Genomic DNA, 25,119 nt, shown 5'->3' with positions numbered 1-25,119 from the left:
TTTAGTAATTATCAACATTTAATATTACCCTAACCGACCTAAACGTTTTAACACTCATGAAGCTATTGTTAACTTTAACAATAGCTTCTTTAGTTTTAGCTAAAGATTGTTTAGGCGGTATTTTTAATAACACATGCTTAATGTATTGGTTTCTAATTCTAGCTACAGGAGGAAATTCTGGCCCCAGAACATTATCTTTAAATACCATTCGTAACGATTTTGCATACCAACTAGCACCTTCATTAACTCTATTATAATCGCGATGTTTAAACGTAATTTTAATTAATCGGTATACCGGCGGATATTTAAAATTATACCTATCATCCATTTGCTCTTTAAACATATCGGTATAAGCATTGGTTGATACTTGCTGTAAAATATTATGATATGGATTATAGGTTTGAATTAATACTTTACCACGTTCTTTTGTTCGCCCTGCCCTACCCGATACTTGTAACATGAGCTGAAAACTGCGTTCGTGAGCTCTAAAATCGGGAAAATTAAGCATATTATCAGCATTCATAATCCCCACAAGTTTCACATTTCTAAAATCCAACCCTTTGGTTAGCATTTGTGTTCCCACAAGAACATTGATTTCTTGTTGTTCGAAAGCCGTAATTATTTTTTCATAACCGTATTTTCCGCGTGTAGTATCAAGATCCATGCGTCCTACTTTTGTTTCAGGAAAAATTTCTGAAACCTCTTTAGCGACTTGCTCGGTACCAAATCCTTTAGTATCCAAATCTGGGCTTCCGCAAGCATCACAGGTTTTAGGCATTACAGAATAATACCCACAATAATGACATCGCAATTGCCCTTTAAACTTATGATATGTTAAACTAACGTCGCAATTAGGGCATTGTGGTGAATGCCCGCAAGTGGTACACTCTACAATAGGTGAAAACCCTCTACGATTTTGAAATAAAATAATCTGAAAACCTTCTTCTAAGGCTTCTTGCATTTCTTCTATTAAACGATCGCTAAAATGGCCTGTCATGCGCTTTCGCTTGTGCTTGTCTTTAATATCAACAAGTTCAATTTCTGGCATTAAAACATCATTATATCTTGTCTTTAGCTCTACTAAACCGTATTTTCCTTGTTTGGCATTAAAATAACTTTCCAAACTAGGTGTCGCAGAACCTAAAAGAATTTTTGCTTGAAACTGGTTGGCTAACACAACAGCAGCATCTCTAGCATGATAGCGTGGTGCAGGATCAAATTGTTTATAAGATTGTTCGTGTTCTTCATCTACAATAATCAACCCCAAATTTTGAAACGGTAATAGAATGGACGACCTAGCACCTAATATAATTTTAGCTTTTGAAGATTGTTTTAAAACCTGATTCCAAACCTCAACACGTTCGTTAGTGGAGTACTTAGAGTGAAATACCGCTACTTCTTCACCAAAATACCCTTGTAGCCTATTTACTAGCTGTGTTGTTAAAGCAATTTCAGGCACTAAAAATAAAACTTGTTTTCCGTCTCGTATTTGCCCCTCTATTAGTTTAACATAAATCTCTGTTTTTCCTGAGGATGTTACCCCATGTAACAACACAGTATGGTGATGATTGAAGGCTGTTTTTATGGCTTTCAAAGCTGTTTCTTGAGCCTCATTTAAAAATGTGTTGCTTTGTTTTTTTTCTCCCGTAAACTGAACTCTATCTGTTTTTAGGTAATAAGCCTCTAGAATTCCTTTGTCTATTAACGTTTTAATAATAGCTGATGAGGATTGACTTGCATTTATCAATTCTTTAACCTTAATAGGTTTTTTAGATTTTGCTATTAATGAAAATAACGTTAGGACAACGTCTCGCTGTTTTGGAGCTCGACTTAAACCATCTAACACATCTTTTAAAGCATTGTCAGATTGATACGTTTTAGGAAATTTAACATACCTAACTAACTTGGGCTTATACTTTTCGTATATTTCTTCCTGAACATTAATCACCTTTTTTTCTAGTAGGCGTTTAATGACTGGAAGCACATTTTTTTTATCTAAAATATTTGAAATCTCATGAACACTAAGTGACGTTTGATGCTGAAGTGCTTCGTACACTAAAAACTCATCATCTTTTAATTCGGAATCCTTTAAAACAACATCTGTTTTACCGCTAATTACCGTTTCACTTTCCAATAAAAAAGCATTTGGTAATGCGGCTCGCATAACTTCTCCTACCGCACACATGTAATACGACGCTGTCCAATGCCAAAACTCCAATTGTTGCTTAGTTACTATGGGAGCATCATCTAAAATTTGATGTATTTCTTTGGGCTCGTAAACTTCAGGTGGTGTGTTATGTATTTGGTAAACCAAAGCTGTATAAATTTTAGTTTTCCCAAAGGGTACCGATACTCTTACACCTGGAGTTAAAAATTGCGCCTCGGCTGCTGAAACCAAATACGTAAACTTATTAGGAACCGGAATGGGTAATATGACATCGATAAAATTAGCCATATTAAAACATACTTTTTTCGTTAATCTTACGCAAGCGATTTAAAGAAGCGTTTAGCTCGTAACCTAAAAGAAGAATATTGGAGTTTAACCATAAATAAAACAGTAGAATAAGCAAAGCACCTATAGATCCATAGAGTTCGTTGTACTTAGAAAAGTTCTCGATATAAATACCAAATAAATACGAGGTAATAATAATTAAAACAGTCGTTAATACAGCTCCTATCGAGAAAAACTTAGAGGCTTTTCCTTCCTTGGTTCCAAAATAATACAAAGTAGCTGTTGCTAAATATACCATGAGAACAAAAAAACCATATTTTGCAATAATCATCCAGGTCTCTACATTTTTCACAACGCCATAACTTTCTAAGTTACCTATAACATAAATTTGAAAATACCCTAAAACCAGCACTGTAAGAATTAAAAGAAATGCTAGAATTAACGCTACACCTAAAGCATATAAATATTGTTTAACAACGTTTCTCGATAATTGTTCATGATACGAATTTTCAAACCCAGAAAATACTGCACTAATTCCATTTGCCATTAAAAACACCGATACTAGTAATACCGATGATAATAATCCGCCACGTTGGGTGTTATCAATATTTTCAAAAATATTATGAAAGAAAAAATCGGAGGTACTTGGTGGTAAAAACGAGTTTAAAAACCGAAGAAAATCAATTTTAAAATCAGCTATTGGAATATACGGAATAACAATTAACACAAATAATAAAAACGGAAACAAGGCCGTAAAAAAACTAAACGCAATAGCACTAGCACGGGTTGTTAAAGCACCTTTAGCTATACCAATAATATAAAGTTCTAGTAAATCGTATAAAGACAGGCCTTCAAAACCAGGTAGTTTAATTGTTTTTAAAAATTTAACCACAAGATTTAATACAGGTATTTTTTCAAGTTTATCCTCTATAGGTTTGGTCATACATTACACCGCTTTTAAGCTTAAATCCATATTATAAACCGAGTGTGTTAATGCACCCGAAGAAATATAGTCTACACCACACTCGGCATATTGTCTTGCTGTTTTTAAAGTAATACCTCCCGAAGATTCTGTTTGACATTTATCACCAATAAGTTGCACCGCTTTTTTAGTATCCTCAAAATTGAAGTTATCTATTAAAATACGATGAATGCCATCGCTCTTTAAAATTTCTTTTATCTCGTCTAAATCGCGTGCTTCAACAATAATTTTTAAATCTTTTTGATGCTCTTTTAAATAGTTTTGAGTTTTAGTAATAGCTTTGGTAATGCCTCCTGCAAAGTCAATATGATTATCTTTTAGCATAATCATATCGTAAAGAGCGAATCTATGGTTTTCACCACCGCCTATTTTAACAGCCCATTTTTCTAAAGCGCGAATACCTGGCGTGGTTTTTCTTGTGTCTAAAATATTAGTTTTAGTGCCTTCTAAAACATCTACAAACTGTCTTGTTTTAGTGGCAATGGCACTCATACGTTGCATGGCATTAAGCACCAAACGTTCTGCTTTTAAAATGGACTGTGAAGAACCTTGTACATAAAATACAATATCGCCATATTTTACACTATGTCCATCTTTAATAAATGTTTTTATTTTCAAGCCTTTATCTACATATTTAAAGACTTGCTTTGCAAACTCTACCCCTGCAATTATACCTTCGTCTTTAACCAGTAGTTTTGCTTGCCCTTCGGCATCCTTTGGAATACAAGCTAACGAGCTATGATCGCCATCGCCAACATCTTCCCTAACGGCATTGGATATGATTAGCTCTATTTCTTTATCAAATTGTTCTTCGGAAATCATAAGTTTTGTTTTTACGCTAAATTACAAATTGATTTTGTATTAACTCTATTTGAGTGTAACAAGATTTGAGTAAAATTAGCCTATATAATTTTCATTTTAATAAATAGACAAACAAATAGTTTCTATTATTTTTACATTTTAATTTAGTAGTATGAACATAAAACTTCTAGCTGTTGGCAAAACAGATAATAAACAATTACAAACCTTAATTAACGATTACCAAAAACGCTTAGGTTTTTATGTTAAGTTCGAGTTTGAAATAATACCTGATATTAAAAACCGTAAAACTCTTTCTGAAAACCAACAAAAACAAAAAGAAGGCGAGCTTATTTTAAAAAAAATAGCCTCTACCGATGCTCTTGTATTATTAGATGAAAATGGTAAACAAATGACTTCTGTTGTATTTTCAAACTATTTACAAAAACATATGAATTCTGGTATTAAACAACTCGTTTTTGTTATTGGTGGTCCTTTTGGATTTTCTGAAGAAGTGTATAAAAAAGCGAATGGGAAACTGTCATTAAGTAAAATGACCTTTTCCCATCAAATGATTCGCTTATTCTTTGTTGAACAACTCTATCGCGGCTTTACCATTCTACGCAACGAGCCTTATCATCATCAATAACTATTCTAATCCTAAACTCTTAATGTAAGCCTCATTATTCATTGGTCTTCCTAAAAACTCTTCAACAGCTTCTTCTACATCTCTTTGACTTCCGTTTGCTAATATTAGCTTTCTATACTTTACACCTGTTTCTTGGTCTCGTAATCCGTTCTTTTCAAAAACCGCAAACATATCCTGCGCATACACTTCGGACCATAAATAACCATAATAATATACCGGGTGTGTATTAATATGAATCCAACAAGATTGCGGATGAGTACCCTCTATATACCAATCCATTACACCTAATTGAGCATCTATATCTTTCCATAATTGGTCGGTATCAAACGGGTTTTCAGGATTGTATTTGTCGTACAAGTTCATATCATAAGTACATAATCTTAAAGAGCTTTGAGCTGCTAATCCAGACGATACATTTTTGGCTTTTACCATATTATCAAATAGTTCCTTAGGTAACACTTCGCCCGTTTCATAATGTTTGGCAAACGAGCTTAAAATATTATAATCCCAAATCCAGTTTTCAAATATTTGAGACATAGCTTCTGTAAAATCTGTTTTAGAATCTGACTGCAAGCTAAATTCGCCCTCATAGGACATACCGTCCATAATATGTCCAAACTCATGGAATAAGGTTTCTAATTCATCATGCGTAATAAGCGACGGTAACTCTTCGGTTGGTTTAGTAAAGTTACACAACATCATGGCAACCGGCACTTCATAACCATTTTCCATTTGCTTACCTGTGGAAAGGGGTACAGCATAAAACCAAGATTCTTTAAATGGTCGTGGATAAAGGTCTAAATAAAAGCGTCCACTTAGTTTTCCTTCTGCGTAGACTTCATAGGCTTGAACGTCATCATGCCATACTGATGCATCTTGATTTTTTTTAAACTCAACACCTAATAACTCTTGATACAAATCAAACATTCCTTCAAGACATGCTTCCATAGGTAAATACTCACGTATTTTCTCACTATCTACTTGATAGTTGTTTTTTAAAATTTGGTTGTTGTAATAAGACACATCCCAAGCATTTAGCTTTTGATCTTTAGCAATACCATCTAATTTTTCTCTGGCATTTTTTAAAACGTCGATATCGGCAATAGCTTTTTCTTTAGATTCTGCTATCAATCCGTTTATAAACTTCCAAACGGTTTCTGGGTTTTTGGCCATTTTAGGCACCAAGTTGTAGCCTGCATAAGAATCGTGACCCATTAATTTACCTATTTGATAGCGCTTTTCTACCAATTGGTCTAAAATTTCCATATTCTTTTCGGTACCTCTTGTAGAATATAACACCTGATAGGCTTTTCTAGTTTCAGCTTTTGTAGCATTTTCCATTACTGGTTGCCGTGTTGATGGTTGCACTGGAATTTTATATAACCCATCTTCGGTTTTAAATTTATCTATAAAACTATCCGGTAAACCTTCAGCGCCAGATTCATCTAGATCTAACACTAAGTTTGCCGTATTCATATTGGTTGAGTACTGAGATGTTAAATCAGTAATTTCGGCTCTTAGGGTCTTAAATTTTCGCAAGTCTTCCTCGCTTAAGTTTACACCTGATTGCTTAAATTTATCAATAGTATCATCTACAAGTCGTTTTTTCTTATCACTTAAAGCATTGTAGTCTTCTAATGAAGCTACTTTTTCAAACTGGTTGAATAGAGCCTTATCTGAATAAATTACTGTGTTTAGTGAGTCCAGTTTTTGGGAATATTCTAATCCTTTGGCTCGAGTTAAAGAATCGGTTGACGTCCAATACAACATAAAAGCATTGCTCCCAGCTTGATTTAAGCTATTAATTATAGCATCAAAAGGTGCCACAACATTGTCAAAATTTGGAGTGGTTTCTTTTTTTATACTTTCTAAAGCTGCTGTGTTATCTTCAATCTCAAAAGTGATAAAATCTACTATAGATTGCCCAGTAACTTTAGCGTAATCAAAAGGCTCGTTTAGCTTTACATTAAACGGATTATCTGCTGCAAGTTCAATGTCTTTTACATCTTTTTTCTTTTCACAGTTTAACATAAGCAATAGAATGACTAGTGGAAATACTTTTTTTTTCATTGGAAACTTCAAGTTTGGTTTAACACAAATATACAATTCTCTATACAGCTTTAACAATTTAAAAAGCCTTGCAGAGTGGATAGGCTCTACAAGGCTTTATTTTTTAAATTAAACTTGTATATTAATGTGTATTAAATATATGCTTTCTTTTTTTAAGTTGTTTTTCTAAATCACTTATGGTTTCTTTAACTGCCATTTCAAAATTTTTCTCTGTTGAAGTGGCAAAGATACGTGGCCCAGGTAAACTCAATTCCATATTACAAATGTGTCCTTGTTCTTTTTGGTTATTATCTAACTTAAAAGCTACATCGCAACCTATTATAAATTCATGTTTTTTAGCTAAAGGGTGTAACTTTTTTTCTGTGTAACTAGAAAGTGCCTCACTCGTATCCATGTTTACGTATCTAATGTTGATTGTCATATCTTATAAGATTATAGGGTTATTTATATCATCAAATGTAATCCTTAAAATAAGAATAAAACATGAGAATTATCACATTAAAAAATATTTTTTATACAAGCTGTTTTTGAAATTTTTCTTTAATATTTTTAGCATCTAATTTACTCTTTATCATGAAAATTGTTTTTGCCACCAATAATCTAAATAAACTAAAAGAAGTTCAAACACTAATCCCCGAACATATTACATTATTAAGTTTAAAAGATATAGGTTGCAATGAAGATATTCCAGAAACACAACATACCATAAAAGGTAATGCTTTGCAAAAAGTAGAATATATTAAACAGCATTATGGATACGATTGTTTTGCCGATGATACTGGTTTAGAAGTTAGTGCGCTAGATGGCGATCCTGGTGTTTTCTCAGCACGGTATGCTGGTCCGCAACGTAATGCTAACGATAATATGAACAAACTACTAGACAACCTTAAAACAAAAACCAATAGAACGGCACAGTTTAAAACCGTAATCGCATTAATTTTAAATGGCAATACCAATACGTTTACGGGCATTTGCAAAGGTGAAATCACCCTTAAAAAGCAAGGCGACAAAGGTTTTGGCTACGACCCTATTTTTAAAGCTGAAGGTTACAACAAAACATTTGCTGAAATGTCTTTAGAAGAAAAAAACCTAATTGGGCATCGTGGAAAAGCTGTCAATAAGTTAGTTGATTTTTTAAATCGTATTTAAACTTATACTAATGCTTAGCGCGTTTCTTTTTAAGCTTATATCCAACAGCTAATTTTGCGTTAGAAATATTAGAATGATATTTATTGCCATGGCCTAAATTTGTAAAGTAAGTTCCGCCACCATAACTTAAATTAACATAAAAACGCTTAAAGTTATATCCTAAAGAAAGTGTAAAATCTAATTTATAAAGCATTGGTTTTTTGGGGCGATAATCATCATCATTATTTAAAACCACTTGGTTATTAATAAGTGCAACACCAGGCATAAGATTACAAGATGCTATTATATTTTTTGGCAACACAAAAACCGACAAAAGCCCTCCTAAAACACCAGCCCCCATGCCTTTATAGCGTTTTATTTGCCCTTGGTTGCTATAATATTCGTAATACTGTTGTGGCAAAATAGCTTCGTTTGCCGAGAAATAATCAAAAAAGCAAAAACACCCAATCCCCCAGTTATATAAACATTTTTATGTTTTCTTGCTAATCCTGCTTTTAAAAGCGAATACGAAAACTCTATTTCAGATAATGTGTATAAATAATTAAACCCAGCTGTAAGCGATTTGATATCCCCTCTAAAAACCGAAGGTTCGCCAAAATCATTTTTTGCTAAAAACCCTTTGTAAGACTGCAAATAAAAGCTCACATAGTTATGTTTACCAAGTATAGTGGCGCCTTGCATATCAAACCGTTTTGTAGCATTCTTTTTCTTTGTTTTTAAATTAAAGGCTATATCTAAAACCATTTTACTGTTAGCTACCCCTATTCCTATTCCATGCCGGTTATTAGGCACAAAGCGCGATTTAGAATTATCATCCTTCAGTTTTAAAGTTCTCCCTTTGTAATTTGTAAAAACCCGTAGTGAATAATTAGAGAAATCGCGATCTATAAAAAGCGTATCAACTGTTTCAATAATATTTAGTGAATCTTTAATTATTTGTGCATTACTCTGCTGAGCACCTAAAAAGCTTAAAACAAATACAGTTATAATTGATATTACGTTTAATTCTTTGGAAATCATTACACTCCTTTTGTCAGGGTGTAAATTACATGAATTACGCTTTGAAAAACAAAAAAAGGTTTCAAAAAAAGATATTCATAATAAAAGCGTATCTTTGCCGCTTTAAATTCCTCAGGGTGAGGATGTGTTACAAGAAGTTTTAAGGTTAAGTATGTCGATTCGCTTCTAGGTAACACCACAACATACAATCGAATACTTATTAAAACAAAATGAACACATTTCAAGATTTAGGTCTTAATAACGACCTATTACAAGCTATTTCTGATTTAGGATTTGAAACCCCTAGTGAAGTTCAAGAAAAAGCAATCCCAACACTTTTAAACAAAGAAAACGAAGAGCAAGACTTAGTTGCTTTAGCACAAACAGGAACAGGAAAAACTGCTGCTTTTGGCTTTCCTATGCTACAAAAAATTAATGTAGATAGTCGCACAACTCAAGGGCTTATACTGTCGCCTACAAGAGAACTTTGTTTACAAATCACCAACGAGCTTAAACTATATGGTAAATACTGTAAAGGCTTAAATGTTGTGGCCATTTATGGTGGTGCGAGTATAAACGAGCAAGCCAAAGACATAAAAAGAGGTGCCCAAATTGTTGTGGCTACGCCAGGTAGAATGAAAGACATGATTGGCCGAAAATTAGTCGATATTTCTAAAATAGAATACGCTGTTTTAGACGAAGCTGATGAAATGCTTAACATGGGGTTTTATGAAGATATAACAAGCATATTATCGCATACTCCAAAGGACAAAAGTACTTGGTTATTTTCGGCAACTATGCCCAAAGAAGTTGCCAGTATTGCTAAAGAATTCATGCATAGCCCAATGGAAATTACCGTAGGCGCCAAAAATGTAGGTAGCGAACAAGTAAGTCATGAATACTACGTTGTTAATGGTAGACAACGCTATTTAGCGTTAAAACGCTTAGCTGATTTAAACCCAGATATTTTTTCGGTTGTATTCTGTAGAACTAAACGAGACACCCAAAAAGTAGCTGAAAAGCTTATTGAAGACGGTTATAATGCAGGGGCTTTACATGGCGATTTAAGTCAGAACCAACGAGACTTGGTAATGAAGGCTTTTAGAAATAAACAAATCCAAATGCTTGTAGCTACCGATGTAGCAGCAAGAGGAATTGATGTAGACGACATTACACACGTAATAAACTACCAATTACCAGATGAAATTGAAACTTACACCCACCGAAGTGGTCGTACAGGTCGTGCTGGAAAAACCGGTGTTTCAATGGTTATTGTTACTAAAAGTGAATTACGACGTATTAAGTCTATAGAGCGAAAAATTCAAAAAGAATTTGTAAAAAAGGAAATTCCTAGTGGCATGGAAATTTGCGAAGTTCAGTTAATGTCTTTAGCTAATAAAATTCATAACACAGAAATTAATCATAAAATTGATGGGTATTTAGATAGTATTAATCAACTATTTGAAGACACCTCTAAAGATGAATTAATAAAGAAGTTCTTTTCGGTAGAGTTTACACGTTTTTATAATTATTATAAAGACTCTAAAGACCTTAATCTAGAAGCCAAGCACAGTAGTGAGCGCGATACTAGTAACGAAAAATCAACTCGTTTCTTTATCAATGTTGGTAAAAAAGATGGCTTTAATTGGATGGAACTTAAAGACATGCTTAGAGACACTCTTCAACTTGGTAAAGAAGACGTCTTTAAAGTTGATGTTATGGGAACATTTTCATTTTTCAATACAGAAACATCTCAAGAGAAAAAGGTATTGGAAACCTTTAATAACATTGAGTACAATGGTCGTAAAATAAAAGTCGAAATTACCGAAGATAAAGGCAAAGGAAAAGGCCGTAAACGCGGTGGTGGCGGAAAACGTCGTCGTAACAATAGTAGCAATAAAGGTTTTGACCGTTCTTCTAAAGGGAGACGTTCTGGTTCTAGAGCGTCAAGACCAAGACGCTCTAGACGCAAATAGTTAACGTTTTAATGTAAAGTGCCCTTTATATGTTTTGCCATTACTAGGGCGCTTTACTACAAACCAATAATCGTTTGTTGGCATTAACTCGCCATTAAACGTTCCATCCCAACCTAATGAGTTGGGATTTATTTTTGTTAATAGTTTTCCGTGTCTATCATGAATATAGATTTCTAAACCTGGTTCGTGACTTGCCATTTTTATCTGCCAAAAATCGTTATACCCATCATCGTTTGGAGTAAAAAACTTAGGATAATACATTAAGTAAATGTCTTCATAAATAACACCACAACCATTCTTATCTCTAATAAACACACTATATTCTCCTGGCTCTAGGTTATAAAATACAGGATTGTCTTGATATACTATATTATCTAAGGAATATTCATAATCGCCAAGACCTGTTACAAAAACAGCAATACTGTTACTATTATCTGTCCAATCTTGAATTTCAAAAGTTTCAAAAATGGCTTCATCAGATTCTATAACTTGAATTGTTTTACTAGATTCACATTCGGTAATAGGGTTTGTATTAAATACTTTTGTAACTATTACAGTATAATCTCCAGGTTGTGTTACAATAATGTCTTTTGTTGTTTCTCCTGTAGACCACGAGTAACTGTTAAACCCTATTGGAGCACGTAATATTACTGTTTCATTGGTACAGATATTATAGGAGTCTGGCATTATTATCTCAGGATATTCTAAAACTGCTATTTCAAACGAAGTAACATCAAAACAATTTGCATTAGTGTCTTTTTCAATTCTTGCAAAAATGGTTTCAGAAGAACTTGTGTTTTGATAGGTATTTGATATGGCATTTTCACTTAAAATAGCGTCTGTTTCGGTTGAATAATAAGAAATAATATAATCTCCGCTTTGGCCATTTATTATAGCGTTTTCTTGATTGGTTAAGTTAAATACTTCTACGCCATCATTAGAAGCATCGTCACACGCAAACATATTTTCTGGTGTGTAGGCAATAATTTGATCTTCTATAAAAACATTAAAAGAGGTAACATCGTAACAGGTGTTATTATCTGTATTTTCTATTCTCACAAAAATTTCTTGGGGATTATTAACTGTTGTGTAAACCGTTGGTAAGTTGCCATTATTGTTTTCAGCATCGGTTTCATTTAAATGATAACTAACATTAAATAAGCTAGCGTCTTGGTTCCCTAAAACTATGGGAGTTATGGTATTAAAAACTATTGTTTCGCTTCCATCTACAATCTCATTATCACAAGTTATAATATCTTGTATGGGCTGGGCTTCTGGTTGCTGACTAAGTATTAAATTAAAGCTTGAAATATCATAACAATTTGGTGCTTGTGCGTTGTATATTCTTGCAAAAACCTCTTGGTTATTACTTAAATAAGGTATTGTAAGTTCGTTTTCTTTATTTTCGGCGTCTTCCATTGAGGCATAATACATGACTTCAAAATCGGTTGCTGATTGGGTTCCTAATATTTCGGTTGTTTTGGTGTTAAGATCAAAGCTTTCTTCGCCATCATTTCCAATATCGCAAAGTATATAATCGCTCGCTTGATTTGCTACGGGAACAGAATAAATAGAAATATCTCTTTCAAATGTTTTAGTTTCATCGGTTGTAGATACCGTAACCGATACCACATAATCGCCTGCCGTTTGGTAAATATGTGTTGGAATCTCTTCTGTTGATGTATTGCCATCTCCAAAATCCCAAGAAATAGATTCTATCTCATCTGTTGCTTCTATAAAGAATTCCGTCTCACTACCTAAACAAACATTCTCCACATTAATAGCTACCGAAAAAAATGATTGAATAAACGGTGGTAACCCATAAACAGCTATTCCAGGTGATAAATCTACCACATTACTAACATAATTGCAGTTTGCACCTAGTTCGTTAGGGCTTTCTATAACATCTAAGTTTCCTGTGGAGGTATTTGAAATATAAATTTTACCGTTTATAGCAAGTTGTAATGCTCCAGGAATTTCAGTTCCCTCGTTTAATATTGTTTGTGAATTAATAATCGCATTGGCAGTGGGCTGGGTTACATCAAATTGATGCACTCTACCTTCAGAGGTACTAAAATTTGTATCGCCTACATACAACAAACTACTATCTGGTGAAAACTCTATACCATAAGCCCCATTAGACACACCTAAATAAAACAAACCATTTATAGTTACTGGGTTAGAAACCGCTCCTGTAGTATCATCAAAATCTAAAATTTCTACAAAAGAATTATTAGACCATTTAGCTACTGCTAATTTTTGGCCATCTGGAGAAAATTTTAAATACCCTATAGTACTAGCTGTGTTTCCTCCATGAACCTCGCCTACATTAGAAATCACAGGAGTAACATTTACTCCAGAGGGTGTTACTCTATAAGCTAAAAAACTATTGTTCTCCCATCCGTGTCCTATAACCCAAATATCGGTATCATTTCCATGCATAACGGCCGATATTTTTTCTGTTGAAGGCGATAAAAGTTCGACATTTTTTACTGAAGTTACATCGCCATTTCCACCATTTAAATTCATATCAACTTCAGAGTAACATAAGCCTTCTGCATTTGCTTCATTTACTACAGTAAAAATATAATAAACATCGGGATTATTAGGTTTGGGCACTATTATGCCTGATTGCGTACTCGATGGATCTCCTCTAAGTCCCGTACCATTAGGCATAACATTATGCATTTTATCCCAAACGGTTATACCATCACTATAAAAAAGCAAATTTCCATTAGAGTCAGATATGGTAGAACATCCTTCTTCTGTAGATAATTGACCGTCGTTTAAAACAATAGGATCTGGTGATCCAGCATTAAATTGAACTCCAGCATTAAAACCAAAGTACCAAATAGAAGCTTCTTCTTGCGAATAACTTACCGAAATAAAACATAAAAAAAGGGCAAAAATTAACCTAACAGAAATAACATCTATTTTAAACAAGTTTCTAAAAATTAAATTTGACTAATAGCTTATAAAAAAGATTAAATAATAATCCTCATCCTTGTAAATGTACATAATTTTAAATAAAAAACTTTATGAAAATATTAAATTACAAATAATCAGATTTTCTTTTTAAGTTTCCTATTTTTACAACTCATACAACTCTTATGAAATTTTATTTCTTTTTTATAACATGTTTATTGCTTAGTGCAGTTGCTTTTGCCCAAAACGAAGACACTTTTGTTAAGGGTAAAGTGGTTAATTCGGCCAATGGCAGCCCCTTAGAGAATGTAAATATTGTAAACTTAACCCAAGTAGTAGGAACCTCTACTAGCCAGGAAGGGCAATTTGAACTAAGAGCCCAAGCTAACGATACTTTACACTTTTCATATTTAGGGTTTAAATCTATTAAAGTACGTGTTACTAACGACTGGATCAAATTTGGAGAGTCTACAATAGAGCTTACCGAATTAGCACTAGCATTAGAAGAAGTAGTTGTACATCAATTTAAACTTACAGGGCATTTAAAAGTAGATATTAATCAAATTCCTATTAACACAAATTATCGCTATAGCATATCTGGCTTGCCTTCTACTGGTTACGAGGCAGGTAATCATAAAAACGGTGTCACAAAAGTATTAGGAGCTATTTTTAATCCTGCCGATTTTTTACACCGTATGTTTGGCAAGCAGCCCAACGAAATGCGTAAGCTAAAGAAAATGAAACAAGATGATGAAATTAGAAACATTTTAGCAAACCGTTTTGATAGAGAAATGCTTATGGCCTTGTTACAAGTAGATAAAGTGGATTTAGATGAAATTGTGCGTCAGTGTAACTATTCAAAAGGCTTTATAAGAGAAGCCAACGACCTTCAAATACTTGATGCTATTAGCGAATGTTATGAAGAATATAAAGTACTAAGCCGCAGTAGAAAATCTGGCCGACTTTAATATATTCACACTATTTATTGTCGTAAAAACGCTTAAGTAAGCTATCGTAATTTTTTAAAGATTTTTTAGCCCAATCCAATCGTTTTTCTAATAGTTCTTCATCTGTTAATGCCCACGATAACTCCTTTTGTTTTAATTGAGATGTTACATACTGAAGAATAATAGCTGCCGAAACAGAAATATTTAAACTCTCGGTAAATCCAACCATAGGAATCTTTAAAAAACAATCGGCTTGCTCCATAACGGTTTCAGATAAGCCGTTAACTTCTTTTCCAAAAAAGAAACATGACTTTTTTGTTATATCAAAATCTTGCAACTCACAATCGTTAGTATGTGGTGTTGTGGCTACTATTTGATAACCTTTGTCTCTTAAACTATTAATACAGCTTTCAGTCGATTTATGCCTGTGAATGTCTACCCATTTTTGGGCACCTAACGCAATTTCACTTTCTATGCGCTTGGTTCGTTTTTCTTCAATAACATGAACATCTTGTATGCCAAATACATCACAGCTTCGTATAACAGCACTTGTGTTGTGTAAATGGTAGACATCTTCGGTAGCTACCGTAAAATGCCTTGTTCGCTCTTTAAGAACGTCAGAAAATCGCTGTTTTCTATTATCTGTTAAGTAGCTTTCTAAATACTCAAGAAGTTTAATATCTATCATTTTTCAAAGATAATTTAAAATCCTAATTTGCACCTACTTCTAAAGTAGAATAAGCATGAAACATTTAGTTGTTCTTACAGGTGCTGGTATGAGTGCCGAAAGTGGTATAAAAACATTTAGAGATGAAAATGGATTATGGGAAGGTCATGATGTGATGACAGTCGCCTCTCCAGATGGTTTTAAAAAACATCCTAAACTTGTTTTAGACTTTTACAACCAACGTAGAAAACAACTACTTGAGGTATCGCCTAATCAAGCACATTATACCTTAGCAGATCTTGAAAAGCATATAAAAACTACCATCATTACTCAAAATGTTGATGATTTACATGAACGTGCTGGTAGTAGCAATGTTATTCATTTACATGGCGAACTTTTAAAAGCAAGAAGTAGTGGCAATGCAACCAATGTGTTTCCTTGGAAAAAAGATATTATGTTAGGTGATATTTGCAAAGAAGGCCATCAAATACGCCCTCATATTGTTTGGTTTGGCGAAGCTGTTCCTATGATAGAAAACGCCATTAAAATTTGTCAAACAGCCGATATATTATTAATTATTGGCACCTCTATGCAAGTTTACCCAGCAGCTAGCTTAATAGATTATGTGCCACAAAACACAAGTATTTATTATATAGATCCTAAACCCGCTTTAAGCAGTACTCACCAAGTTAATGTTATCTCGGAAAAAGCTACAATAGGTTTAGAACTTTTTATTAATCAGTTCTTTTAAAAATATACACGTAACCACTAATTAAGTTTCTGTTTAGGCGGCATCGTTCCAAAAACTTTATCCCAAAATGTATTAGATACTCCAAAAGCTTTATCTGGATATTGAAAATGATGAAGGTTATGATGATGCCACAAATGCTTAAAACGTTTAGGGGGCTTACGTACATGAATGGCACGATGTACAAAAGAATACATTAAATAGCCTAAAAAGAACCCAGGATAAAACCCAAAGACTAATTCCGGAACTCCTACAACCCAGAAAACGATATAGAAGCCACCAAACAATAGCGAGGCTAATAGTATTCCTGGAACTGGTGGCATTAACAAACGCTGTTTATCTTTTGGATATTCATGATGAGAACCATGCATAATAAAATGAAACCGTTGTACCACTTTATGTTCTGTTACCCAATGAAAAAGAAATCTATGTAGAACATATTCTGCTAATGTCCAAAAGACAATTCCAAACGCAAAGAGGCTTAAAAAAATTATAAAAGACAGTCCAACAACTATTAAAGCATAACATATTAATGCAACCACAATTAGTCCATAAATAAGCACATTCGTGATTGCATTAGTTTTTGTTAAACGCTCTAAAAATTGGCTTTTAAAAATTTGAGCCTCTCCTAATTTATAATCAGTTTTGACTTTAGTTTTCATAATGCCTTAAGTTATTTACTAAAAATAACAAAAAACACCATCAAAATCAACCTAAACAGCTTAAAATCAGAATGTTTTACCTAGAATAATTAGGAGCCTCTTTGGTTATTGTTACATCGTGTGGATGGCTTTCATGAATACCACTAGACGTAATTTTAACAAATTGACCATTATTTTTAAGTGCTTTTATATTGTTAGCACCACAATATCCCATTCCAGCACGTAACCCACCAATAAACTGGTGAATACTTTCTACCAACTCGCCTTTATATGGAACACGACCAACAATCCCTTCTGGCACTAATTTTTTAATATCATCTTCTACATCTTGAAAGTAACGGTCTTTACTGCCTTTTTTCATAGCTTCAACCGATCCCATTCCACGGTAAGATTTAAACTTTCTACCTTCGTAAATAATGGTTTCACCAGGTGATTCTTTAGTCCCCGCTAGTAAAGATCCTAACATCACACAATCAGCTCCAGCAGCAATGGCTTTTGGAATATCTCCTGTATAACGAATTCCACCATCTGCAATTACCGGAACACCTGTTCCTTTAATGGCTGCTGCAACTTCTAATACTGCCGAGAATTGCGGAAAGCCAACACCTGCAACAACACGTGTGGTACAGATAGATCCTGGTCCAATACCTACTTTAACAGCATCGGCTCCTGCATCTACTAAATATTTAGCTGCTGCTGGCGTAGCAATATTACCAACAACCACTTCTAATTTTGGAAACTTCTTTTTAACTTCTTTTAAAACAGCAACAACCCCTTTAGTATGGCCATGAGCTGTATCTATAATAACAGCATCAACACCTGCATTTACCAAGGCTTCAGCACGTTCTACAGCGTCGGCAGTTACTCCTATGGCAGCTGCTACTCTTAGCCTTCCGTATTCATCTTTATTTGCGTTAGGTTTCTGAGTAAGTTTGGTGATATCTCTAAATGTAATAAGACCGATTAACTTATTATTTTCACCAACGACAGGAAGTTTTTCAATTTTGTTGTCTTGTAAAATCACCTCGGCATCCATTAAAGAGGTTCCTTCTCCTGCTGTTACAAGATTTTCTGAAGTCATGACTTCAACGATAGGACGATTGTCATTTTTTTCAAATCGTAAATCGCGATTGGTTACAATGCCTTTTAAAATACCTTCTTCATCAACAATTGGTATCCCTCCAATGCTATGCTCGGCCATGTTTTGTTTTGCATCAATCACTTTAGCTGTTAATGGCAACGTTACCGGATCGATAATCATTCCACTTTCTGCACGTTTAACACGTCTTACTTTTACAGCTTGTTGCTCTATAGTCATGTTTTTATGTAACACCCCAATACCTCCTTCTCGTGCTATAGCTATAGCCATACGACTTTCGGTAACGGTATCCATAGCTGCTGAAACTATAGGAACGTTTAATGTTATGTTTCTTGTAAATTTAGTTTGAATACTTACCTCGCGTGGTAAAACTTCTGAAAAAGCTGGAACTAAAAGGACGTCATCGTAGGTTAATCCTTCACCTAGAATCTTATTTTGATGTGCTGTCATGATGCAATTACGATTATAATTGCATGCAAATATACGACATTATAGCTGAATACTTTTTAAGTTGGCGTTAAATTATTTATAATGTGATTTACAATAGTCCCGCAAGTCGTTTAAGGCATAATTGTAACGTTCTGATGCATTGGAAAGATTGCCTTTAAAACGAATTGATTTTGGGACTAAAACCCCATAAAAACAATGTCCTTTGGCAATGTTGGTAATTGTTTTTTTTGTTTTTTCATCAACTGTTTCATAAACAGGCACAAGCCAATCGTATTGTTCTTTTTTTAAAATAGCTTTATCCCAATTTAAGGCCAATGTACCTTTTAAAACATTATCAGAATAAAACAAACGTTTCATTTCGGTAAATGCTTTATCAAAAACTGTTTTGCTACCTTTTTCGCTATATTGTTTCACAGATTTTCCTAAAAAAATCTTGTAGGGAAACGCCATGGTTAACCGTAATTTTTTTGAAATAAAATGGGCCATTTTTGGCCAAACAACCTCATGACCTTTGGCATCTATTTCTTTGTAATACCATAAGTAAAAATCGCGACGTTCTCTTATGGTTTGGTACTCGTTATATAAATTATGTGTTAAATTATGAGTGTTGGCTTCTTGCCAAACTACCGTATTTTTTACACGATCTTTTTTTAACCAATCTGAAAGCGACAACTCGATCTTCCCTGTTTTTTTTTGGTACTGATGAAGTGATTTCCACTCTTTAGCAAAAAACGGTGTTACAAAAAAGAGAGTGATTATGAGTATAGTACATCTAAAAAAATAAAGCATCAAACTTAGTCCATTATAAACTTAAATCCTGCAGAAAATATATTAGCACTTAACCCATCGCTTCTGTCGTAATAACCATAGCGGAAGTCTATACTTTTTAAACCAAATTTCCATAAGTGCATGGAAGCAAAAATATCGGTGTAATTAAACCCAAAGCCATATTGATTGCTATGGAATTTGGATAAATCGTAATCTGAGGTATAAAATTCTTCTGTTGAAAGATGTGCCTCATACGGTGCAAAATAATCTGCTGCTGTTTGAGTATAAAAACGATATACTGGATATACTGTAAATTTATCTGAAATTTTAAAAGGTAATTCTATACTTGCCGTATGCGAGTTTATACCCCAATCATCATTGTAAAAACGATAATAGGTCCTAACGGTTAAACGTTCGTTTACAAAATAGTTTAAACGTGCACCAACAGGAATTTTAAAACGTGTATCTGGTAAGCGCTCTACATCATCGGCTAATTGAAAATCATCAATAAAAAAGTCTGGCTGATCTTTAAAATATACCCGTTGATGTGGTGTTGACAATAATCCTTCTTGCTGTACGAAATCGATAAAAACAGACGCTTGTAATTTTTTAGATAGTATTTGTGAAACACTTATAGACAAACTGTACGAATTACGGTTTTCATCATTAAAAGCCTGATATTTAAATGGATTATACGTTCCTGTTCCAGTAATATTATTATTTGAAAAATCTGGGCGTAATTCTATAGGATATTGCGGATTCCAAGTATCTAAAAACACATTGGCTTTTGCACTTATTTCGGTATTTTTTTCGTTAAATAAACGGGTATAACTTCCTCCAAATCCCAAAGAGAAATAATCATATTCTGTAGCGACGCTTAGATGCCCTTCAATAATATTATTTCTGTCATCTGAACTGTGAGAATACCCCATATTTGCACCTACCCAAACATCGGAAGCTGATGCTCCAGATGAGTCGGAATATGGACTTGCTGGTTTGGATGAATCGAATGGATTAATATTACTTGATGAGGCCGACGAGTATGCAGAAATACCAGCATCGACCGTTAAAACGTCGTCGCTATTTAAAGGAACAGCGACAACAAAAGTTGGTGTAAGATCGGTTAATTCTTCTGTACCTTGTCCTCCTGAAACTGCGGCGTGATTACCGTCTTGTGTGTAGTAGCTCATTAAAAAATCAACCTCTGTCGACTCTAAAACTTTCTTTTTGTACGATGTTGCATCATCTTCATTGACTTCTTGACCATAAGAAATCAAGCTTAGAAGACCTATTAGTATGCTTACTGCTTTTTTCATAATTAATTACAACCACAGCCTCCTCCTGTTTTTCCTCCATTAGCTCCAGAAGAGGCTTCACGGTATAATTGAAAATTAGTTTCAAAACGCTCTATTTTCTTTGCAGACAATACCATTTCTGGATCGTTTATATTAACTTTATCGTATTCTTTTACCGTGACACACGAACTTAAAAACAAAGCGAATACACTTAACATTATAAGCTTTTTCATTTTTTTGGTTTTATTTTATTTGAATAGAAAACGGTTCCATTCTCATCTATTATTATACAATCAATTTGATCTAATTGGTTAACAAAATCTAATCCAATATCTTTTCCCATTACAAAGATAGATGTTGCTAAAGCATCGGCTAATTCGGCTTTTGGTGCTAGTACGCTTACGCTAATTACACCTGTACTTGGGTATCCTGTTCTTGGATCTATAATATGGGTATACCTTGTATTATTAAACTTTACATACTTTTCGTAATTACCAGAGGTTACAATAGCACGATTATCTACTGGAAGCATAGCAAAAACATGCTCTTTATTTAACGGATTGGTTATAGCTATTTGCCAGGGTTTTCCGTTGGTTTGATAGCCCCAAGTGTTCATATCACCCGAGGCATTTATAATACCTCCTTGTACACCTTTTTCTTTTAAAAGCGCTTTAGCTTGATCTGCAGCATAGCCTTTTCCTATGGCTCCAAAACCAATTTTCATACCCTTCAATTTTAAAAACACACTATGGTTTGCTTCATCTAGAATAATATTCTTATACCCTACTTTAGATACAGATTGTTTTATTGTAGAAGCTTCGGGCATTTTGGTCATACTGCCATCAAACTGCCAAATTTTATCCATTGAGGCATACGATATATCAAAAGCGCCTTGTGTAAGGTTTGAAATACCAATAGCTCGTTTTATTAGGTTAAATAATTCTAAATCGACAACAACTGGTTTTACACCTGCTTGACTATTTATTAATGATGTTTGCGAATTTGGATCCCAAGACGATATTAAGCGTTCTATACGTTGTATTTCTTCAACGGCATCGTTTATAAAAATATCGGATTCTTCTTGAGAATCGGCAATAACTGTAATATCAAACCGACTTCCCATTAACTTTAAGGTCTTCTTGTAAGTCCCTTGAGCTAAAGTTACTTGAGATACTATAAGAAAACAATATAGCGGTAGCAGAAATTTCATTTACTTTACAAATGATTGGAGTTTATTTATATAAGTTTCAGGTTTTACTTTTTCATAGCCCATTTTACCTAATATATCTCCTTTTTCGTTTAGGACTAATACATAAGGAAAGAAACCATTGGGGTTATACTTTTCGGCTAAACCTCTATTTTGTTTTTGTTGTTCATCGGATAAGGCGTTTTGTTTTTTACGCGGAAAATCTGCACGAATTAAAACGACATTTTCATTGGCATAGTTTTTAAAAGCGTCACTTTGGAAGACTTGCTTATCTAACTTAATACAAGGGGCACACCAATCTGACCCTGAAAAAACCAAAATCATAGGTTTATGAGACTCCTGTGCTTTTGATTGTGCGTCTTTAAAATTGTTATGCCAATCTTGAGAAAACATCATATTAGAAACTAATACAATGGCTAATAAAAATATTATCTTTTTCATTTTATATAAATCTAAATACTACTTGTGTTACTTGTTACTTTAAATAAAAGGTAACGCTAATTAATAACTAATATTTCAGTTTTAGTGTTATAAATGTTACACAGAAACGTGAAAAACTTAATTTTCACTAAACAACAACAAATATTTTTTTACACATAAAACCTTTATTTCCAGGAAATTAAAGAAATTTATTTTACTTAATTACTATACTATTTAGACTAAAAACGTATTAAAGAAACCTCTAATGATACTGACTAAATATTTTGGTGGCTTCGTTATAAGCGCTTTCAAAACTCATAGCATTTAAGTCGCTAGATTTCTTTGAGGTGAAATAAGACAATAGTTTTTCGGTAGGCATATTGCCTGTAAGTTCGTCTTTAGCCATGGGGCAACCGCCAAAACCTTGAATAGCGCCATCAAACCGTCTACATCCAGCTTTATAAGCGGCATCTACTTTCTCAAACCAAGTGGTTGGCGTGGTGTGCAAATGTGCTCCAAACTCTACGTGAGGATATTTGGGTATCAAGTTGGAAAATAGATAATCAATATTTTCTGGGTTTGATGTGCCAACAGTATCGCTTAACGATAATATTTTCACTCCCATATCGGCTAATTTTTCGGTCCACTCCCCTACTATATCAACATTCCAAGGGTCGCCATAAGGGTTTCCAAATCCCATAGAAATATACACAACAACCTCTTTATTAGAATTGCTTGCAATGTCTAGTATCTCCTTTAAAATATCTACCGATTGCGAAATGGTTTTATGTGTATTACGCATTTGAAAGTTTTCGGATATAGAAAATGGATACCCTAAATATTGTATTTGCTCATGTTTTGAAGCATCATTTGCGCCACGTACATTTGCAATAATAGCGAGCAATTTACTTTGGGTTTTAGATAAATCTAGCTGCGATAACACCTCTGCAGTATCTACCATTTGTGGAATGGCTTTGGGTGATACAAAACTTCCAAAATCTATGGTGTCAAACCCAACACGTAATAAGGACTGAATGTATTGCACCTTCTTTTGGGTAGGGATAAATGCTTTAATGCCTTGCATGGCATCTCTAGGGCATTCAATAATTTTTACGTGGTCGTTCATAGAAATTCAAAGATAAGAAAGATTGTGTTCTACGAAAACGTTTTCTTGAAATCTATATCAGAATTAAAATCGCAATCAGAACAAATACTACAATTTGAAGCCATTTTAAGTACACACCTATATTAGCATGTTGCTTAATGTAATTAGATATTGCTCCAGAAAGTATGGCAATAGCAGAAAAAATAATAAGAGACACTAACATAAACAACAAGCCCAACACGTAAAACTGTGTGACTTTACTTAGTGTATTACTAAACAAAAAGCCTGGGAATAAAGCCAGAAAAAACAACGACACTTTAGGGTTAAGCACATTCATAACAATGCCTTGTTTAAAAAGCTGTGTTAAACTTTTCTTGGGAACGGCATGACCACCATCTAAATGTAATTGCGAGCTACTTTTATACACTTTATAGGCTAAATAAAGTAAGTAACAAGCGCCAAAAATTTTAATGATTAAAAACAGGTCTTCATTATTTTTTATTATAGCCGAAACACCAAAAGCAACAAGCGTGGTATGCACCAAGCAACCAGAAATTAATCCAGCCACAGTTGCCAAACCGGACGCTTTTCCATGAGCAATACTTTGCAAAAGCACATAAATATTATCTGGCCCAGGTGATATAGCTAAAGCAGAGGTTGCTAAAACAAACGATATGAGTATATCGTAATTCAACTACAAGCGTTTTAATATGGCTTTATTAATTGCTTTTACCAATTTTGGTCCTTCATAAATAAAGCCTGTATATAACTGCACTAAATCGGCACCTGCATCTAACTTTTCTAAAGCATCTTTTGCAGAATGAATGCCGCCTACACCAATAATAGGAAAAGCTTTATTACTCTTTTCTGATAAGAATTTAATTACTTCAGTTGAGCGTTTGGTTAATGGTTTTCCACTTAACCCACCAACTTCGGTTTTATTCTCAGATTGTAAACCTTCTCTAGATATTGTTGTATTAGTTGCTATAACACCATCTATTTTTGTGATTTTAACAATATCGATAATGTCCAATAACTGTTCGTTAGTTAAATCGGGTGCTATTTTAAGTAAAATAGGTTTAGGATTAGGCTTTTCAGCATTTAAGTCTTTTAAGGTTTGTAGTAACTGTGTTAAGGGCTCTTTATCTTGTAACGCTCTTAAATTAGGGGTGTTAGGAGAACTTACATTAACCACAAAATAATCTACATAATCAAATAAAGCTTTAAAGCAATACACATAATCATCGGTAGCATGTTCGTTTGGAGTAACTTTGTTCTTTCCAATATTACCGCCAATTAACACACCTTTATTGTTTTTTAAGCGTTCAACGGCTTCATCTACACCACCATTATTAAACCCCATCCTATTAATTATAGCGCTATCTGCTTTTAACCTAAACAACCGTTTTTTAGGATTTCCTGGTTGCCCTTTTGGCGTTAATGTTCCTATTTCTACAAAACCAAAACCTAAATCTCCTAATTCATTATATAGTTTAGCATCTTTATCAAAGCCAGCAGCTAGGCCCACAGGGTTTTTAAATGTTAAGCCAAATAAATGTTTTTCTAACCGCTTATCATTTACTAAATACAAACTTCTAAATATTGAAGACACAAAAGGAAGCTTATTTAAAAAACGGATAAATGAAAACGTGAAATGATGAATATTTTCTGGATCGAACAAGAAAAAAATGGGACGAACGAAAGCTTTGTACATAATACTAATTTGTGCTGCAAAAATAGTATTTTTGGCT

The 25,119-nt window shown here is 33.8% G+C and carries 24 protein-coding genes; 5 read left to right on the top strand and 19 right to left on the bottom strand.

What is annotated here, in order from left to right; all coding sequences use genetic code 11:
• Position 1 precedes the first annotated feature (1 nt).
• Genes priA through nadC form a run of 3 tightly spaced genes read right to left on the bottom strand, consistent with a single transcriptional unit; the run spans position 2 to position 4,256 of the window.
• Positions 2-2,455, bottom strand: coding sequence for a primosomal protein N' (gene priA / locus R3L15_RS04150; RefSeq protein WP_338733405.1), 2,454 nt, complete (start codon positions 2,453-2,455; stop codon positions 2-4).
• A gap of 1 nt (position 2,456) precedes the next feature.
• Positions 2,457-3,395, bottom strand: coding sequence for a YihY/virulence factor BrkB family protein (locus R3L15_RS04145; RefSeq protein ID WP_338733404.1), 939 nt, complete (start codon positions 3,393-3,395; stop codon positions 2,457-2,459).
• A gap of 3 nt (positions 3,396-3,398) precedes the next feature.
• On the bottom strand, positions 3,399-4,256 hold the full coding sequence (gene nadC, locus R3L15_RS04140; protein ID WP_338733403.1) for a carboxylating nicotinate-nucleotide diphosphorylase: 858 nt from the start codon (positions 4,254-4,256) through the stop codon (positions 3,399-3,401).
• A 151-nt stretch (positions 4,257-4,407) separates the two neighbouring features.
• On the opposite strand from nadC, the gene rlmH reads away from it, so the two are divergent.
• Positions 4,408-4,881 carry a 23S rRNA (pseudouridine(1915)-N(3))-methyltransferase RlmH gene (rlmH, locus tag R3L15_RS04135; protein ID WP_338733402.1) on the top strand — a complete coding sequence of 158 codons (474 nt, stop codon included), beginning with the start codon at positions 4,408-4,410 and terminating at the stop codon, positions 4,879-4,881.
• Here rlmH and R3L15_RS04130 read toward each other — a convergent pair whose 3' ends face one another.
• Complete coding sequence (locus R3L15_RS04130; protein WP_338733401.1) at positions 4,882-6,951, bottom strand: M3 family metallopeptidase; 2,070 nt, start codon at positions 6,949-6,951, stop codon at positions 4,882-4,884.
• Positions 6,952-7,072: 121 nt separating this feature from the next.
• Positions 7,073-7,372, bottom strand: a complete 300-nt coding sequence (hpf, locus tag R3L15_RS04125) for a ribosome hibernation-promoting factor, HPF/YfiA family (RefSeq protein ID WP_338733400.1) — start codon at positions 7,370-7,372, stop codon at positions 7,073-7,075.
• A 152-nt stretch (positions 7,373-7,524) separates the two neighbouring features.
• Here hpf and R3L15_RS04120 point away from each other — a divergent pair, with 152 nt between their 5' ends.
• Positions 7,525-8,100 carry a non-canonical purine NTP diphosphatase gene (locus tag R3L15_RS04120; RefSeq protein ID WP_338733399.1) on the top strand — a complete coding sequence of 192 codons (576 nt, stop codon included), beginning with the start codon at positions 7,525-7,527 and terminating at the stop codon, positions 8,098-8,100.
• Between the two features lie 7 nt (positions 8,101-8,107).
• Here R3L15_RS04120 and R3L15_RS04115 read toward each other — a convergent pair whose 3' ends face one another.
• On the bottom strand, positions 8,108-8,500 hold the full coding sequence (locus R3L15_RS04115) for a DUF4421 family protein (protein ID WP_338733398.1): 393 nt from the start codon (positions 8,498-8,500) through the stop codon (positions 8,108-8,110).
• Positions 8,455-9,120 carry a DUF4421 family protein gene (locus R3L15_RS04110; protein ID WP_338733397.1) on the bottom strand — a complete coding sequence of 222 codons (666 nt, stop codon included), beginning with the start codon at positions 9,118-9,120 and terminating at the stop codon, positions 8,455-8,457. The genes R3L15_RS04115 and R3L15_RS04110 overlap by 46 nt, the downstream gene beginning before the upstream one ends.
• 209 nt (positions 9,121-9,329) lie before the next feature.
• On the opposite strand from R3L15_RS04110, the gene R3L15_RS04105 reads away from it, so the two are divergent.
• Entirely contained in the window at positions 9,330-11,075 is a 1,746-nt protein-coding gene (locus tag R3L15_RS04105) for a DEAD/DEAH box helicase (protein ID WP_338733395.1), read from the top strand.
• Here R3L15_RS04105 and R3L15_RS04100 read toward each other — a convergent pair whose 3' ends face one another.
• Positions 11,076-14,018, bottom strand: coding sequence for a T9SS type B sorting domain-containing protein (locus R3L15_RS04100; RefSeq protein ID WP_338733393.1), 2,943 nt, complete (start codon positions 14,016-14,018; stop codon positions 11,076-11,078).
• 167 nt (positions 14,019-14,185) lie between these two features.
• On the opposite strand from R3L15_RS04100, the gene R3L15_RS04095 reads away from it, so the two are divergent.
• A complete protein-coding gene (locus tag R3L15_RS04095) occupies positions 14,186-14,968 on the top strand; it encodes a carboxypeptidase-like regulatory domain-containing protein (RefSeq protein ID WP_338733391.1) in 783 nt (260 codons plus the stop codon).
• A gap of 10 nt (positions 14,969-14,978) precedes the next feature.
• Here R3L15_RS04095 and R3L15_RS04090 read toward each other — a convergent pair whose 3' ends face one another.
• Positions 14,979-15,635, bottom strand: a complete 657-nt coding sequence (locus R3L15_RS04090; RefSeq protein WP_338733390.1) for an RNA methyltransferase — start codon at positions 15,633-15,635, stop codon at positions 14,979-14,981.
• Positions 15,636-15,690: 55 nt separating this feature from the next.
• Here R3L15_RS04090 and R3L15_RS04085 point away from each other — a divergent pair, with 55 nt between their 5' ends.
• Positions 15,691-16,365: an NAD-dependent deacylase gene (locus R3L15_RS04085; RefSeq protein ID WP_338733389.1), complete on the top strand. Its 675-nt coding sequence runs from the start codon at positions 15,691-15,693 to the stop codon at positions 16,363-16,365.
• Between the two features lie 17 nt (positions 16,366-16,382).
• On the opposite strand, the gene R3L15_RS04080 is transcribed toward R3L15_RS04085, so the two are convergent.
• The 10 genes from R3L15_RS04080 to R3L15_RS04035 all read right to left on the bottom strand — a co-directional run bounded on the left by R3L15_RS04080 (position 16,383) and on the right by R3L15_RS04035 (position 25,082).
• A complete protein-coding gene (locus R3L15_RS04080; protein WP_338733388.1) occupies positions 16,383-17,024 on the bottom strand; it encodes a sterol desaturase family protein in 642 nt (213 codons plus the stop codon).
• A gap of 76 nt (positions 17,025-17,100) precedes the next feature.
• Positions 17,101-18,573: an IMP dehydrogenase gene (guaB, locus tag R3L15_RS04075; RefSeq protein WP_338733387.1), complete on the bottom strand. Its 1,473-nt coding sequence runs from the start codon at positions 18,571-18,573 to the stop codon at positions 17,101-17,103.
• Between the two features lie 72 nt (positions 18,574-18,645).
• The gene (locus R3L15_RS04070) at positions 18,646-19,362 is read right to left on the bottom strand and encodes an Insecticidal toxin complex protein (RefSeq protein ID WP_338734109.1); all 717 of its coding nucleotides are present in this window, start codon (positions 19,360-19,362) and stop codon (positions 18,646-18,648) included.
• A 5-nt stretch (positions 19,363-19,367) separates the two neighbouring features.
• The gene (locus R3L15_RS04065) at positions 19,368-20,657 is read right to left on the bottom strand and encodes a DUF3570 domain-containing protein (protein ID WP_338733386.1); all 1,290 of its coding nucleotides are present in this window, start codon (positions 20,655-20,657) and stop codon (positions 19,368-19,370) included.
• Positions 20,658-20,659: 2 nt separating this feature from the next.
• Positions 20,660-20,869, bottom strand: coding sequence for a DUF4266 domain-containing protein (locus tag R3L15_RS04060; RefSeq protein WP_338733385.1), 210 nt, complete (start codon positions 20,867-20,869; stop codon positions 20,660-20,662).
• Positions 20,866-21,846 (bottom strand): FAD:protein FMN transferase, encoded by a 981-nt coding sequence (locus R3L15_RS04055; protein ID WP_338733384.1) that lies wholly within the window; start codon positions 21,844-21,846, stop codon positions 20,866-20,868. The genes R3L15_RS04060 and R3L15_RS04055 overlap by 4 nt, the downstream gene beginning before the upstream one ends.
• The gene (locus tag R3L15_RS04050; protein ID WP_338733383.1) at positions 21,847-22,284 is read right to left on the bottom strand and encodes a thioredoxin family protein; all 438 of its coding nucleotides are present in this window, start codon (positions 22,282-22,284) and stop codon (positions 21,847-21,849) included.
• Between the two features lie 241 nt (positions 22,285-22,525).
• Positions 22,526-23,389, bottom strand: coding sequence for a hydroxymethylglutaryl-CoA lyase (locus R3L15_RS04045; protein WP_338733382.1), 864 nt, complete (start codon positions 23,387-23,389; stop codon positions 22,526-22,528).
• A gap of 52 nt (positions 23,390-23,441) precedes the next feature.
• Entirely contained in the window at positions 23,442-24,062 is a 621-nt protein-coding gene (locus R3L15_RS04040) for a LysE family translocator (protein WP_338733381.1), read from the bottom strand.
• Positions 24,063-25,082, bottom strand: coding sequence for a quinone-dependent dihydroorotate dehydrogenase (locus tag R3L15_RS04035; protein ID WP_338733380.1), 1,020 nt, complete (start codon positions 25,080-25,082; stop codon positions 24,063-24,065).
• Positions 25,083-25,119: the final 37 nt, after the last annotated feature.

The sequence above is a fragment of the Mangrovimonas cancribranchiae genome (assembly GCF_037126245.1).
Lineage (GTDB): Bacteria > Bacteroidota > Bacteroidia > Flavobacteriales > Flavobacteriaceae > Mangrovimonas > Mangrovimonas cancribranchiae.
This window is presented reverse-complemented; position numbering and strand designations above follow the sequence as displayed.